Here is a 14,834-nt window from a genome sequence, read left to right on the forward strand (position 1 = left end):
TTTCTTTGATTTTTAGATGAGTTGTCGGTTTTGTCCGATGAAAGGTTGAAAAAGGACCTTGAATCACAAAAAAGAAGCGCTCAAATCCCGAGCGCTTCTTTCAGTAGTTTGACATACGTCCGACTGACTGGCACATCAATCTGATGAATTTTTAAATTATAGGCTCCGTTGAACCAAGGTTCGATGGCATCGATTGCTGATAAGTTAACGAGGTATGAGCGGTGAACCCGTAAAAAGCGATGATCTTGAAGCTTTCGTTCAAGTTCGAGTAAAGTCTCGTTCGATGGATACGCCTCATGTTCCGTGACAATCTTTGTTTTCCCGTTCTCAGCGACGATGTAATCGATATCTTGAGGAGACAATAATTTCAGTTGTTCGCCCGTCTCGACGGCTAAACGTTCAAGTCGAGGTGCTTTTTTCGGAAGCGGTCGCGCAACTTTTTCAATCGCACGGACAATCCGAGCCGGATCATACGGTTTCAAGATGTAGTCATAGGCATTGAGCTCAAACGCTTCAAGCGCATGAGCATCATATGCCGTCACAAACAAAAGAGCCGGAGGACGTGGCATCGATTTCAAGCGTTTGGCGACTTCAAGACCACTTCCGTCCGTTAGCTCGATATCGAGAAAGACTAAGTCGGGTTGAAGGGAGCGAACGAGTCGTTCGGCTTCCTCGACACTGCCGGTTTCCCCGACGACTTCAAGACCGGCTGCGGTCACGTGATAACGGAGCTCGTCGCGTGCGAGCGGTTCATCTTCAATCAACAAGGTGCGCATGCTGGATCTCCTTTCTGACTTCAATCGGGAGACGAATCGCGATCGTTGTGCCGTTTTGACCGTCACTCGTGATCGTAAACTGTCCCTTTTCACCATATAAACTTCGAATCCGTTCTGCCGTATTAAATAATGCGGTACCGGTGCCCGAGGACGGAACGACTTCTCGACCGAGACGAGCAAGGCGCGAAGCGTCAATGCCGCGTCCGTTGTCGACGACTTCGAGACACAGCTGGTCTGCCTCACACCATGCCGTCACACCTACATATCCTGTCTGTTCAGAAGAAAACGCATGAAGGAACGCATTTTCGATCAACGGTTGTAAGATGAACGGTGGAACGAGTAAAGACGTCGTCTCGTCTGCTAAATCAATGTCGAGAAACGGACGATTCGGAAAACGAGCGGCTTCAAGAGATGTGTATGCTTCGATGTGCTCGAGTTCCTTTTGGAGCGGAATTTTCGTCGATCGTGCGCCTTGGAGGTTACTGCGGAAGAACGTCGACAATTCGAGCAACAACGTGCGTGCCTGTTCGACATCCGTCCGGCACAGCGCATAAATCGTATTGATCGCATTAAACAAAAAGTGGGGGTGAATTTGTGCTTCGAGTGCCCGGATCTCGGCATCTTTCAGTAAACCGGCTTGACGCTCTGCGTTCCCGAGTGCTAGTTGTGTCGAGAACAATTTCGCTAACCCTTCAATGAGTTCGACTTCGACGGCGTCGAGCAATTCGGCATGAGGATAATAGACTTTCAACGTCCCGATCGTCGTTTCCCCGACGATGAGCGGAGCGATGATGCCGGCTTGAAGCGGACAATCCGTTACGGGACAGCCGATATCGAGTCGTTCCGCCACAAGACGAACTTGTCCGTCCTGCAAGACATGCTCGGTCGGTTTCGTCGTCCAGTGACTGCCAGCTTGATGGTGATCGCTCCCGATACCAATATGGGCTAGGATGACGGAACGATCTGTCAGTGAGACGGCTTCGGCTCGCGTTTGCTGCAACAGAATTTCCGCGACAGCTTCTGCCGTATGGATATGTAGACCACGCGTCAGATGCGGAAGTGTCAAATCGGCGATGTGGAGAGAGCGTTCAGCTTCTCGTGCCCGAACCGTTTCCTCTTCTCGTGCAGCAAGGCGGATGATCGATAAAAACAACCAGACACCGAGGACGTTGATCAGTGTCATCGGTAAGAAGATGAACTGGACGAGTTCGACTGCCGCATCAAAGGGGCGGGCGAATAGTAAAATCAACGACATTTCAAACAGCATTAAAAAAGCAGTTAGACACACGGGCAATAACGCTTGGCTACTGAGGCGGTCGCGCCAATAGGATCGGAAGAGACCGCTGACACCGCCGGCGATGACGGTCGAAAGCGCACAAGCGAACGCTGTGAATCCGCCGAGGGAATACCGGTGAACCCCGACGATGAGTCCGGTCATCAATCCACCGAGCGGACCAGCGAGCAATCCGCTGATGACGACGATCATCGTTCGTGTGTTTGCAATCGCTGATGTCCCGTCGACTTCTTCGAGCCAAGCATGGGGTAAGAATTCAGCTAAGTCGACTTTGACCCCTGTATAATTGCTTAAAATACCGTACGTCGCAAAAAACAGGACGAGGACACGAAATTGCCAGCCCGCTTCCGGTTGACGCAGCAGCCGTCGTGTCGGTCCCCACTGGGCGAGGATGAACGCTAAGATGATCATGATACCGAGTCGTTCGAGTAAAAAAGGAATCAGTTCCAACATGTGCATTCCTCCATTCGAGTTAAGTGTAAACGCTCGCAAAACGGAGAGCAATGCCGGTATACAAAAAAGCCGTACTCGCTCGGTTTAAGAGAGAGTACGGCAGACTTACTTATTGTGCGTCTTTATCGAACGTGATCCGTGCGATCGCGTCATGTTGGTGAATCGTTTCTTCGTTACGACATTCGACGTAGAACGAAGCGATTGGGTCCATTTCGTACAGGTCAGCAGCAATCAAGCGAACCATGTCTTCTACGAAACGTGGGTTTTCGTATGCCATCTCTGTCACGCGTTTTTCATCCGGACGTTTGAGTACTGGGTGGAGTGGCGCTGAGGCATTGGATTCAGCTGCATCAAGCAATGATTGTTTCCAGTCAAAGTCTTCTGCTTCATCACGTAACGATGCTTCCATCGTGACGTAACCACGTTGGTTGTGAGCACTGTATTCGCTGATTTCTTTTGAACATGGGCAAAGTGTCGTGACGTTGATCGTCAAGCCGACAGACAACGTCGCTTCGTCCGTTTCCGTGTTGACGCTGACCGTTTGCCATACTTCAGCATTCATCAAGCCGCTAAGACCTGTTGCAGGTGCTTTACGTGTGAAGAACCATGGGTAACGGATCGTCAATTGACCTTCCGTTTGTTCCATGCGGTCTGCTAAATCACGCGCGAATTGAATGAGTGACTCGTTCGTGACCGTCCAACCTTCGTTGTGGTATTGATCCAGTTGTTCCGTTAAACGGCTCATGTTGATCCCTTTACGGTCTTGTACGAGTGATGTCGACAATTCGAATGTCGCGACTGTCGCTTGTGTGTTGTCTCCGTCTTGGATGACGACAGGATGTTTGACGTTCGAGATTCCGACAGCATCTAGTGCGAACAGGAAGTTCTTCGGTGTATTTTGCAAGTCGACCATCTTATCTTTTTCAGTCGGTTTTGTTCCTTTGATCGGTGGTACCGAACCGAACAGCTTATGGCGCTCTTCTTTCGTTGGTAAAGTAATCGGGTAGGTAGACATATTCATTGGCCCCTTTGTCCTTTTGTAGTGTTTCAATAGTAATAACATGACAGGAATGCTAGAGACGAGCAAGTCTGATGATTCCGCAAATGTGTTTCATCTTTTCATCACTAGAAGTATTGTCTTGAATTTTATCACGAACGTTCGATAAACGAAACTCGCACGACTCAAAATCGACACATTCTACATCTGTAGGAATAACTTACTTGCAATCGGGTATACTATCCTATAGTATATGTTCAGGTGAACGTGTAATCATTGTTTTTTTGTCATGGTCAGTAATTGAAGTTTTTTATTTTACAGGTAGTTAAAGAAAGGGATGACAGAGATGGATTGGCAGTTACTATTACAGTATGCCTGGGTCGTACTCGTCTTGATCGCGCTTGAAGGATTACTTTCAGCGGATAATGCACTCGTACTCGCGGTCATGGTCAAGCACTTACCAGGAGAACAACAAAAGAAAGCACTTTTTTATGGACTAGCTGGAGCATTCGTCTTACGATTCGCGGCATTGTTCGCGATTTCGTTCCTCGTCGATATTTGGCAAATCCAAGCACTCGGAGCGGCGTACTTGCTCATCATGGGACTACGGCATATTTATAAGACCGTTAAAGCCAGAAAGCTCGGTGAGAACCATGGGGCTGAAAATGAGCTAGATGAAGAACCGAAGTCGGAAGAGCCAGTTTCAAAAGGTGAATTCTGGCGGACAGTTGCGAAAATCGAGTTCGCAGACTTAGCGTTCGCAGTCGATTCGATTCTTGCTGCCGTTGCCCTTGCCGTTGCGCTTCCAAACTGGGGATCAGGCGAAATCGGTGGTTTGAACACAGGTCATTTCATCGTCATCTTAACAGGTGGTTTGATGGGTGTCGTCTTGATGCGTTTCGCAGCACGTGTCTTTGTTAAATTACTCGCAGATCGCCCAGGTCTTGAGACAGCAGCCTTTGCAATCGTCGCCTGGGTCGGTGTGAAGCTAGCTGTTCTGGCGCTCGAACACCCGAAATACCACGCATCAATCGAAGGAACAATCTTTGAAGCTTTGAAGCTTCCGGAAGGATTCGCCCACAGTACACCGTGGCAGGCATTCTTCTGGACAGTCATGGTCGGTCTTGCTCTTTGGGGTTGGTTCTCTTCACCAAAAACAAAACCAAATCCAGATGCTGAAAAGAAAGTCGATCAAAACTTATAAAAAATGGAACGATCCGTCGATGACGGGTCGTTTTTTTGTGTTAGGTTTTCTTAAACAATGGGAATAAAACACAAGGTTAAGTACTTGAGTCGAGCTTGTATCTTTTTCTTTCCGGACGACCGGCATATAATAAATAGACTGAACAATAAAGGGGATTCGTTAGTATGGATATTGGATTAATTACACAGTATGCGACCGTCGGGCTCGTACTGATCATTTTGCAAGGATTACTATCCGCCGACAATGCGATGGTCATGGCGGTCCTCGTCCGACCGTTACCAGACGACCAACGTAAAAAGGCGCTTTTCTATGGCCTCGTCGGAGCACTCGTCTTACGTTTCGTGGCAATCTTCTTTGCTTCGTACTTAGCGACGATTTGGGAACTTCAAGCACTCGGGGCGATTTATCTCTTTTATGTCGCGTTTAAAGGAATCGTCGAGGCACGATCGAATAAACACCAAGTACCGGACACGATTGCCTCACAAAAAGCCTCACCGAATTTTTGGTGGACGGTCGTTAAAGTCGAGTTCTCTGACTTGGCGTTCGCTGTCGATTCAACGCTTGCTGCTGTCGCCATGGCAACGACATTACCGATGATTGGTGGAACGATCGGTGGTCTGAATACAGGACAATTCTGGGTCGTCTTCTTCAGTGGAATCATCGGGCTCGTCATCATGCGTTACTTCGCGAGCTGGTTCGTCGTCTTGCTCCAAAAGCGACCAGGTATCGAAGAAGCTGCCTTTTGGCTCGTCGCATGGGTTGGTGTAAAACTGGTCGTCATGACACTCGCGCATCCGTCGATCGACATCTTGCCGCATGAGTTTCCAGAGAGTACACTATGGCAAACAATCTTCTGGGTCGTACTTGCCCTAATTTTAATCATTGGTTGGTTCCGTAGCGGAAGTAGTTCAACCAAATCAGCAAAATAATACAATGGCGGGCAGGGTACTCTCTGTCCGTCTTTCGTTAGGAGAGATTTCATGCAAAACGGTAATTTCATTCGGATGCTGACGCGGATGCAAAACGTTCCACGGTGGGATGAATACGCACCACGTTTTCCGGATAACGCAGCTAGTCACAGTTTTCGTGTTGCCTTATTCAGTTTGATGGCAAGCTATTTAGAAGAAGCAGACGGGCAACCACCAGTCGATCGCCTGACATTGCTCGGAAAAGCCTTATTCCATGACATGAACGAAGTCATCACCGGACCCATCAAACACCGGACAAAAAAAGAGCCAACGTTACATGCACACATTCAGGCAATGGAACAACAAGCAAGTGAACAGCTCGTTGCCTTACTCTCGAAGTCGCTTCAACCAGCGTTCACGACATACCTTGTGCATGCAGAGGATGAATCGCCGGAAGGGCGGATCGTCGAAGCCATCGATACGTTCGATGCGATGTTGTACGCACGAAGGGAAGCACGGATGACGGAGTCCGTCTTTTTCGAACAAAAAGCAGCGGAATTACAGGCTGTTCTAGAACGACACCCACTCATTTCAATCCGTCGCTTGACACAGTCGGTCATGGAAGAGGATGAGATGTCTCATTTCATTGAAAACGTCTTGATGATGGATACGATTCGGCGCTGGAAAGGACGTTTCAATACGATTGATGATAACGACGCGACACATGCGTTTCGAGCAGCCTCGCTTGGTATCTTCAATGGTCTGATTGAATCAGAGAAGTACGGCGTCACGATCGACATCGAAGAAGTCGTCTCGCGTCTCTTGTGTCATGATCTCGTTGAAGGAACGACGGGAGATGTTCTTGGACCTGTTAAACATGCGACACCGGTCACAGCAGCAGCCTTCGAAGCTTACGAACGGGCAGAAGGAGAGACATTGATCAATAATTTACCGAAAGAAATCCGAGCACCATTCCGTCGGTTCGTCGTGGAAGCAAAAGACGAGACATACGAAGGACAGATGGTTGATGTAATTGATAAACTCGATGCATTGATTAAAATGAACATGGAACGGAAGTTGAACGGGGTCGAGTATGAGACCGGTTACCGGGCACAACTCAAAAAGGTTCAGATGACATATGAAAATCCATCGGTCGTCTTTTTCCTCGCTTATGTCTTGCATGATTTGGATTACGTGACGTCATGACGAAAGAAACCATGACCCCACGCCGCTTAACGTTGATCTTGATCCTCGGTTCACTCGCTGCACTCGGACCGCTCTCGATCGACATGTATCTACCTGCTTTTCCGGATATGTCACGCTCATTTGATGCGAGTGCATCACTGATCCAATTAAGTTTGACGGCTTGTATGCTCGGAATGGCGCTCGGACAATTGATTGTTGGTCCGCTGAGTGACGTTCGCGGTCGTAAACGACCGCTGATGATTGCTCTGCTCGCATATCTGCTCGCTTCTCTCGCCTGTGCGATGGCACCGACGATCGAAGTGTTGATCGCGCTTCGATTCATCCAAGGGGCAGCTGGAGCGTCAGGAATCGTCATTTCCCGGGCAATCGTTCGTGACTTGTTTGACGGACCTGAATTGACGCGGTTTTTTGCTGCCTTGTCACTCGTCAACGGAACGGCACCGATTCTCGCACCCGTCATCGGGGGACAGTTGCTTCGGTTCGGTGACTGGCATTTCGTCTTCTACTTGCTTGCGATTTTAAGCACGATGATGTTACTTGCCGTCGCACTCCGTTTACCGGAAACGCTTCCGCTTGATAGACGTGTCGAAGGAAACCTGACGACGACGTTGAAGACGTTCGGACGCTTGTTGACGGATCGCGTCTTCATCGGTTATGCGTTCGCGCAAGCATTCGTCATGGGCGCGATGTTTGCCTACATCTCGGGTTCACCATTCGTCTTACAAAATATTTATGGCGCTTCGCCGCAACAGTTCAGTTTTTTGTTCGGTTTAAACGGAATCGGAATCATCTTAGCAGCACAGATCGCTGGTCGCCTTGCTGGTCGTGTCGATTCAGAGCGGCTGATGCGAATCAGTTTGACGATCGTTGCGAGTGCGAGTATCTTATTGTTCCTCGCCTTGACGTTAACGGATCAGCTGATCTTCGTCATGATTCCACTGTTCTTCGTCGTTTCGAGCGTCGGTTTGATCTCGACGCTCGGTTTTACTTTAGCGATGCAAAATTACGGAGCAACGGCAGGCAGTGCCTCGGCTCTTTTAGGGCTCTTGCCGATGCTCGTCGGTTCGCTCGTGTCACCACTCGTCGGGATCATGGGAGAACAATCGGCTGTTCCGATGGGACTGATCATCATGACCTTAGATTGCCTGGCGCTCATTCTCTATTATGGTCTGATTGTTCGTCGACCGAATCGTTCATAAACGCTAATTATTCAAAAACGTTTGTCCTCTGTAGGGGATGAACGTTTTTTTCTTTTAATGAAAGGAAAAGAATTGGAATTCATTTTGAAACATTTTCTAAAAAATAAGCGTAGAAGAGAAAGAAAGCCAGTACTTCAGAAAGGAGTGGAGCGATGAAACAGGAGTTGCAGCGTGAACGAGAGCCGTCGATTGAGGCAAGATTAGCACGTCATTTTGCCGCACAGAAAAAATACTTACGTCGTCAAGAAGAGGCCATCGATCAACGAGACAAAGAAATGGCTCGTTTATTGTTTGAGGAAAACCGGGCTGCTTATCAAAGGGCTTACCACGAACTGTATGGCTCACATCCTTACATCGAGGTGAACGAAGATGGACGTTAGTACACTTTATTTATATGCGTTAGCGGCCGCTGCTTGTGGTGTGTTTGTGTCCATCCTATTCTCAGACGTCATTCCAGGCGTCGATCAAATCTTTCATCCCACGTTGATCTTATCTTTTGTCATCATCACGTCAGCCATCGGATTCGGACTCGAACAGCTCAGTCCGCTGCGTTCGATGTTGATTTTAATCATCAGCAGTGTGATTGCGTTATTAGTGACGACGCTGATGCACATCTTTTTATTCGTTCCGATGGCACAAGCCGAACAGTCGCTTGGATTTTCGGAACAGATGCTAGAAGGACGCAGTGCAACCGTCATCGTGCCGATTCCGACTGAAGGATATGGTGAAATCTTACTCGATGACGTCTCAGGACGCGTATCGAAGTCAGCCGTCCTGTTTGAAGGACCTGCTTTACCACAAGGCACGAAGGTGCTCGTCATCGAAATCAAACAAGGCGTCGCGTCTGTCGTGACGTATCCCCATCAATGGAAAAAGGAGATGTTTTTATGAATCCAGTATTAATCGTATCGATCGTCGCGGTCGCGTTGATCGTTGCATTGATCGTCTTATTCATTACGAAGTACCGAACGGTCGGTCCAGAAGAAGCGTTGATCGTATCCGGTAGTTATCTCGGAGGACGCAACGTCAATACCGATGAGTCCGGCAACCGAGTAAAAATTATTCGAGGTGGCGGAACATTCGTGTTACCTGTCTTCCAACAGGCGACACCACTAAGTTTGTTATCGAGTAAACTCGAAGTCACGACACCTGAAGTCTATACGGAGCAAGGTGTACCGGTCATGGCAGACGGTACAGCGATCATCAAGATCGGTAGCTCGATTTCTGAGATTGCAACGGCAGCGGAGCAGTTCCTCGGGAAATCAAAGGAAGAGCGGGAAGGGGAAGCGCGTGAAGTTCTTGAAGGACACTTGCGTTCGATTCTCGGGTCGATGACCGTCGAAGAAATTTATAAGAACCGTGATAAGTTCTCACAAGAAGTCCAGCGTGTCGCGTCTCAAGACCTGGCGAAGATGGGACTCGTCATCGTTTCGTTTACGATCAAAGACGTCCGTGACAAGAACGGATACTTAGAATCCCTCGGGAAACCGCGGATTGCACAGGTGCGCCGGGATGCGGACATCGCAACGGCAGACGCGGAAAAAGAGACACGCATCAAGCGGGCGGAAGCTTCAAAAGATGCGAAAAAAGCAGAACTTGAACGTGCGACCGAGATCGCTGAAGCGGAAAAAGAAAATCAATTGAAGATGGCAGATTACCGCCGTGAACAAGATATCGCGAAGGCGAAAGCCGACCAAGCGTATGATCTTGAGAATGCACGCGCACAACAAGAAGTCACGGAGCAACAGATGCAAATCAAAATCATCGAGCGTCAAAAACAAATCGAGCTCGAAGAACGCGAAATCCTCCGTCGTGAGAAACAATATGATGCGGAAGTCAAAAAACGCGCCGATGCCGATCGTTACTCGATTGAGCAAGCTGCCCAAGCGGACCGTGCGAAGCAATATGCGGAAGCAGATGCAACGAAATACCGGATCGAGGCATCGGCAAAAGCAGATGCAGAACGAATTCGTCTGGATGGTCTTGCGAAAGCGGACGCGGAGCGGGCGCAAGGGGAAACAGAAGCGGAGATCATTCGTTTGAAAGGTCTTGCGGAAGCAGAAGCAAAAGAAAAAATCGCGCAGGCGTTCGAACAATTCGGACAAGCAGCGATTCTCGACATGGTCATTCGGATGATGCCAGAGTACGCGAAAGAGATCGCTGCACCACTCGGTAACATCGATAAAATCACAGTCGTTGATACAGGTAGTAGTGAAGGTGGCGGTGCGAACCGTGTCACCGGTTATGCGACGGATTTGATGGCGTCACTGCAAGAAACATTAAAGGCGTCGTCCGGATTAGATGTCAAAGAGTTGATTGAGAATTTCTCCGGTAAAGGAACAGCAAAGCCGTTGACGGTCAACTTGAATTCCCATGATGCGGTGGCAGCATCGAAAACAGAAGACTGATATAATTACTCGGCACTCGTAGAAGTAGTTTCTGAAAGGATATCTCATCATGGATGGTTTGGCATTACTGCAAGATCGTTGGATGCTGTTGCTTCCGTTCCTCGTCGTCCTCTTGATCAACGTCGGGTTATTGACAGCCCTTCTGAAGAAGCGACGTGATTTACCGAAGCTGTTAGTTTTCGGAATGGGTGGGATGGCGATCGTGTTCATCGTCTCTTCGCTTGGATTAAGCATGGCACTGCTGTTTTTCGGATACAATTCATAAAAAAGGGGCAGGCTCTAAACAGAGTCTGTCCCTTTTGTCGTACTATAAGATAAGAATGAGTGCCATTAACGTGGTAGGTCATACCCAATGACGACAAGTCCCGGTCCGGTATGTGAACCGATCGCTGCGCCGGCGATCGTCAAGATAACTTCGTTTGGTGAAAATTGTGCTTCAATCAATTGTTTTAACTGTTCTGCCCGTTCGATCGAATCCCCATGACCAATCATGATTCGATGTCCGTCAATCGCTGGGCGTGCTTCTTCCATCCACTCGACGATCCGGTTCATGACTTTTTTCTGACCACGGATCTTCTCTTTTGGGATCAACTTCCCGTCTTCGACTGTCAACAGTGGCAAGATCGATAAGAGACCACCAATGAAGGCGCTAGCTCGCGAAACGCGTCCACCGCGCATCAAATATTCGAGTGATTCGACTGTAAACAGATGACGAATCGTATTCACCTTGGCTACAGCATAAGCCGCTGTTTCTTCAAACGAATGCGTCTTCGCATATTCTGCGACGTCAAGAACGAACAATCCTTGTCCTGTCGAAGCAGTTTTCGTATCAAGTACTAGGTAAGGAACGTTCGGATACTTTTCCGCGAGTTCCTCCGTAAGCATCTTCGCTGTTTGATACGTTCCTGATAATTCGCTTGAGAAGGCGAGATAGAGGAAGGGATCCCCTTGTTCGAAGTGACGCGTGAAAACCTCGACCATCCGGCTGACTTCGACCTGGAATGTCTTCGGTGCTGCACCGTCACGCATCTTATCATACAGTTGTTTTGGAGATATCGATTCTCCGTCGAAGAACGTGTCTTCATCGATCAATACGCCGAATGGCATGACCGTAAAATCATAAGCATCTAACATGTCTTTTGGTGCATCAGCACCACTGTCTGTGATCAATCGGATCATCACGTTCTCTCCTTTCTTAACCTAGGGCTTTTTCGTTTCGATCAAGCATCCGACTCAAGTTGACGCCGAAACGCTCATTCTCGAGTTCCGTCAAAGTTGCGGGCGTCAAATCAGCGCCGAGCGCAAGTAACGCTTCATATGCACGACGTAAGCACTCCTCGACTGTCAAGGAAGTACCAAGCAGTTCCTCGAGTGACGCCATCGTTTCTGGCACGACGGTCGGGTAGACGAATTTCGTCGTCTCACCTTGAAGCGCTGCCTCGTAAAAGTCACGGACTAAAGCGGCGCGTTGACTTCCACTTCCGTTGACACAAAGATAGATTTGAACGGCAACTCCGCCACGGACACGACGCTGGGAGATACCAGCGAATTTTTTACCCGCAATCGATAAGTCATAAGAACCGGGACAATACGATCCGACGACTTCACCAGCGACAATCGCGTCCGTTTCTTGTGCGAACATGCTGCGGACGAGCGCAAGCATCGCTTCGTAACCACTGTCGATATCGATGCCACCGCGTTCCGGTAGGACGAGTGAAATATTCAAGACACCGGCGTCGAGGACGACGGCAAGACCACCTGAGTTACGGACGACGGGCGAGAAACCATGTTCATGCAGGACGGCTACACCGTCAGCAAGATAAGGAAGACGGGCATCCTGAATGCCGAGGACGACGGTTTCGTGGTGAATCCAAGAGCGGAGTGCGGCTCCTTCTGTTGCAACGGAAGCACATAATGTGTCGTCCATCGCAAACGATTGTGTCGCATGGAAAGCAGTTCCGAGTGACGTTTGATCAAAAATACGATAATGTTCTTGTTTTAAGAGTTCGATTCCCATAGGCTCGTTCCTTTATTGTAGATTTGCGACATCATTATAGCACAGGGTGTGTAAAGTTTCTGTGCGAAGCGCCGCGGGAGACAGGAATCCTTGGAAACAAAACCGAACAACAACGACATAGACACGATTTAAAGGAGAGAAACATATGTATCAATCATTAGGACAATTAAAGGAAACGAAGGTCTTCAAGGATCCGGTTCACCGCTATATCTATGTCAGTGATCAATTGATTTGGCAACTGATCGGTACACGTGAATTTCAGCGACTACGCCGGATCAAGCAACTCGGAACATCCTTTTTGACGTTTCATGGAGCAGAGCACACACGGTTCCATCATTCGCTCGGTGTCTATGAAATCACGCGTCAACTGATCGATGTCTTCAACGGTCGCGCCGATTGGGACGATCAGTACCGGGAGTTGACACTGGCTGCGGCACTCTTACACGATGTCGGACACGGTCCGTTTTCGCACGCATTCGAGAACGTCTTCGGTGTTAACCATGAGACGTGGACAGAGCGGATCATTCTCGGGGATACGGAAATCAAGAAAGTCCTCGACCAAGTCGGCGACGGATTTGCGGAAGAAGTAGCGTCGATCATCAATAAGACGCACCCGAATCAACTGCTCGTTACGATGATCAGCTCACAACTCGACGTCGACCGGATGGATTATTTATTGCGCGATGCGCATTTTGCCGGTGTCAGCTACGGAAAATTCGATCTCGAGCGGATGCTTCGAGTATTGCGTCCAGCCCATAATCAGATGGTCGTCAAACAATCCGGAATGCATTCGATCGAAGACTACATCATGCGGCGGTATCAGATGTATTGGCAAGTCTATCTGCATCCGGTGACACGGTCGAGTGATTACCTATTAAAAGCTATTCTAGAGCGGGCGCAGGAGTTATACCTGTCCGCATATCCGTTTGCGATCGCACCAATCCATTTGACGCCGCTATTTGATCAGAAGATGGAGTTGCGTGATTTCCTTGGGCTCGATGAGACGATCGTCTACTTCTATTTTCAGCAGTGGGCGAACGAGCAGGATCCAATCCTTGCGGATCTCTCGAGGCGATTCGTTGACCGAAAGTTGTTCAAGTATGTCGATTATCCGGCTGAAAAACGTGAACTCGTCCACGATAAGTTGTGTGAGTTGTTTGAAGCAATTGGCTTGAATCCTACGTATTATCTGCTTGAAGATAAACTCAGTCGTCTTCCTTACGATTTATATGGAGACAACGGTGAAATTAGTAAGCAACCGATCATGTTGCAGATGAAGGATGGGCAGATGAAAGAGATTTCGCAAGTTTCACCGCTCGTTCAAGCCATTGCGACGTCACGCCAGACGGATGAGAAGCTGTTCTTCCCGCAAGAAATTTTGCACGACTTGCGCGAGCATGCGAATGAGAAGATGCAGATCGACCAGTTATTGATTGGCAGCGTGACATCATGATATCGTCCGCTGTCCTTACGAAAATCTTGCAACAGCTTGGACAGGAGGGAGGAGAGGTCGAAGTCTTAAAAGGCGCGACATCCTCCCTTGTTTTTCGAGTCGGTGAGGGAATTCTTCGCGTCCATACGAATCAAGACTGGCTACATGAGGAGCCGGATCTTGTCTTGCATGAAGTGTTTGCGTTACAAGCAGCAGGTGACTTAGCACCAGATGTGTTGGACTATCAAACCGATGTTAGAGACGAAGTCCCGCCGTGGTTATATATGACGCGTTCACCAGGAGAGATCCGGCTTGATCGGGTAGATGAGCAGTATGTCGTTCGACTGGCACAAATGCTTGCTGCGATCCATGCGCTACCGGTACCAGAATCTCGTTATGTCTATCAGCCGTATGCGACGGAGCGTCACGTTCCGACGTGGACGCAGCATCCGGAGAGATGGCGTCAGCTACTGGCGGTCGAACCGGACGAAAGTCAAACGATCCGGTTCATTCATCGGGATTTTCACCCGGTCAATGTGTTATACGAAATGAATGGAACGTGTCATACGATTGATTGGATTAATGCGTGTGTAGGACCTATTGAAGTCGACCTTGCGCATTGTCGTTTGAATCTTGCCTTGCTCGAATCCGTCGAGATGGCGGATCATTTTTTAAAAAGTTACCTTAAACAGACGAAACGTTCTTACGATCACGCGTGGGATATTCGGGCTATTTTTGATTTTGGACCGGAAACGATCGACGTCTATCCGGGGTGGAAAGCATATGGAAGGCAAAACCTTAGTCAGGACAATGTTCGGGAACGCTTGGAAAAGTTTGTCTTGAAAGTCTATGAAAATAACGAAAGCGGTTACTAAATGAACTTTTCCTCTTGTAGTTCTTCGAAATATTGATTATTCTATTACTTGGAAAGAGATTAAAC

At 48.6% G+C, this 14,834-nt stretch carries 15 protein-coding genes; 10 read left to right on the plus strand and 5 right to left on the minus strand.

Features of this window, described 5'->3' with window-relative positions; genetic code table 11:
• Positions 1-80 precede the first annotated feature (80 nt).
• The 3 genes from AC3B4V_RS09725 to folE2 form a co-directional block, all read right to left on the minus strand.
• Positions 81-776 (minus strand): LytR/AlgR family response regulator transcription factor, encoded by a 696-nt coding sequence (locus tag AC3B4V_RS09725; RefSeq protein WP_029343193.1) that lies wholly within the window; start codon positions 774-776, stop codon positions 81-83.
• Positions 757-2,523: a LytS/YhcK type 5TM receptor domain-containing protein gene (locus tag AC3B4V_RS09730; RefSeq protein ID WP_488378283.1), complete on the minus strand. Its 1,767-nt coding sequence runs from the start codon at positions 2,521-2,523 to the stop codon at positions 757-759. The genes AC3B4V_RS09725 and AC3B4V_RS09730 overlap by 20 nt, the downstream gene beginning before the upstream one ends.
• Before the next feature lie 109 nt (positions 2,524-2,632).
• On the minus strand, positions 2,633-3,538 hold the full coding sequence (gene folE2, locus AC3B4V_RS09735) for a GTP cyclohydrolase FolE2 (RefSeq protein WP_035399184.1): 906 nt from the start codon (positions 3,536-3,538) through the stop codon (positions 2,633-2,635).
• 328 nt (positions 3,539-3,866) lie between these two features.
• Here folE2 and AC3B4V_RS09740 point away from each other — a divergent pair, with 328 nt between their 5' ends.
• The 8 genes from AC3B4V_RS09740 (at position 3,867) to AC3B4V_RS09775 (ending at position 10,710) form a co-directional block, all read left to right on the plus strand.
• Positions 3,867-4,724, plus strand: coding sequence for a TerC family protein (locus tag AC3B4V_RS09740; RefSeq protein WP_041255251.1), 858 nt, complete (start codon positions 3,867-3,869; stop codon positions 4,722-4,724).
• Between the two features lie 164 nt (positions 4,725-4,888).
• Positions 4,889-5,653 (plus strand): TerC family protein, encoded by a 765-nt coding sequence (locus AC3B4V_RS09745; protein WP_410755806.1) that lies wholly within the window; start codon positions 4,889-4,891, stop codon positions 5,651-5,653.
• A gap of 51 nt (positions 5,654-5,704) precedes the next feature.
• A complete protein-coding gene (locus tag AC3B4V_RS09750; protein WP_488378284.1) occupies positions 5,705-6,838 on the plus strand; it encodes a YfbR-like 5'-deoxynucleotidase in 1,134 nt (377 codons plus the stop codon).
• A gap of 11 nt (positions 6,839-6,849) precedes the next feature.
• Positions 6,850-8,037 (plus strand): multidrug effflux MFS transporter, encoded by a 1,188-nt coding sequence (locus tag AC3B4V_RS09755; protein WP_488378285.1) that lies wholly within the window; start codon positions 6,850-6,852, stop codon positions 8,035-8,037.
• 152 nt (positions 8,038-8,189) lie between these two features.
• Complete coding sequence (locus tag AC3B4V_RS09760; protein ID WP_488378286.1) at positions 8,190-8,417, plus strand: hypothetical protein; 228 nt, start codon at positions 8,190-8,192, stop codon at positions 8,415-8,417.
• Positions 8,407-8,928: an NfeD family membrane protein gene (locus AC3B4V_RS09765; RefSeq protein WP_488378287.1), complete on the plus strand. Its 522-nt coding sequence runs from the start codon at positions 8,407-8,409 to the stop codon at positions 8,926-8,928. Before AC3B4V_RS09760 ends, AC3B4V_RS09765 begins: the two co-directional genes overlap by 11 nt.
• Complete coding sequence (floT, locus tag AC3B4V_RS09770; RefSeq protein WP_410755802.1) at positions 8,925-10,445, plus strand: flotillin lipid rafts scaffold protein FloT; 1,521 nt, start codon at positions 8,925-8,927, stop codon at positions 10,443-10,445. The genes AC3B4V_RS09765 and floT overlap by 4 nt, the downstream gene beginning before the upstream one ends.
• Positions 10,446-10,494: 49 nt before the next feature.
• A complete protein-coding gene (locus tag AC3B4V_RS09775) occupies positions 10,495-10,710 on the plus strand; it encodes a hypothetical protein (protein WP_087681793.1) in 216 nt (71 codons plus the stop codon).
• 65 nt (positions 10,711-10,775) lie between these two features.
• On the opposite strand, the gene AC3B4V_RS09780 is transcribed toward AC3B4V_RS09775, so the two are convergent.
• Together AC3B4V_RS09780 and lipL are read right to left on the minus strand one after the other, a co-directional pair.
• Entirely contained in the window at positions 10,776-11,624 is an 849-nt protein-coding gene (locus AC3B4V_RS09780; RefSeq protein WP_488378288.1) for a DegV family protein, read from the minus strand.
• A gap of 16 nt (positions 11,625-11,640) precedes the next feature.
• A complete protein-coding gene (gene lipL, locus AC3B4V_RS09785) occupies positions 11,641-12,462 on the minus strand; it encodes an octanoyl-[GcvH]:protein N-octanoyltransferase (protein ID WP_488378289.1) in 822 nt (273 codons plus the stop codon).
• 145 nt (positions 12,463-12,607) lie between these two features.
• Between lipL and AC3B4V_RS09790 the strand changes: the two genes are divergently transcribed.
• Both AC3B4V_RS09790 and AC3B4V_RS09795 read left to right on the plus strand, forming a co-directional pair.
• The gene (locus AC3B4V_RS09790) at positions 12,608-13,915 is read left to right on the plus strand and encodes an HD domain-containing protein (RefSeq protein ID WP_488378290.1); all 1,308 of its coding nucleotides are present in this window, start codon (positions 12,608-12,610) and stop codon (positions 13,913-13,915) included.
• A gap of 26 nt (positions 13,916-13,941) precedes the next feature.
• Positions 13,942-14,769, plus strand: coding sequence for a phosphotransferase family protein (locus AC3B4V_RS09795; protein ID WP_488378291.1), 828 nt, complete (start codon positions 13,942-13,944; stop codon positions 14,767-14,769).
• Positions 14,770-14,834: the final 65 nt, after the last annotated feature.

The organism is Exiguobacterium sp. E17S, from assembly GCF_057772545.1.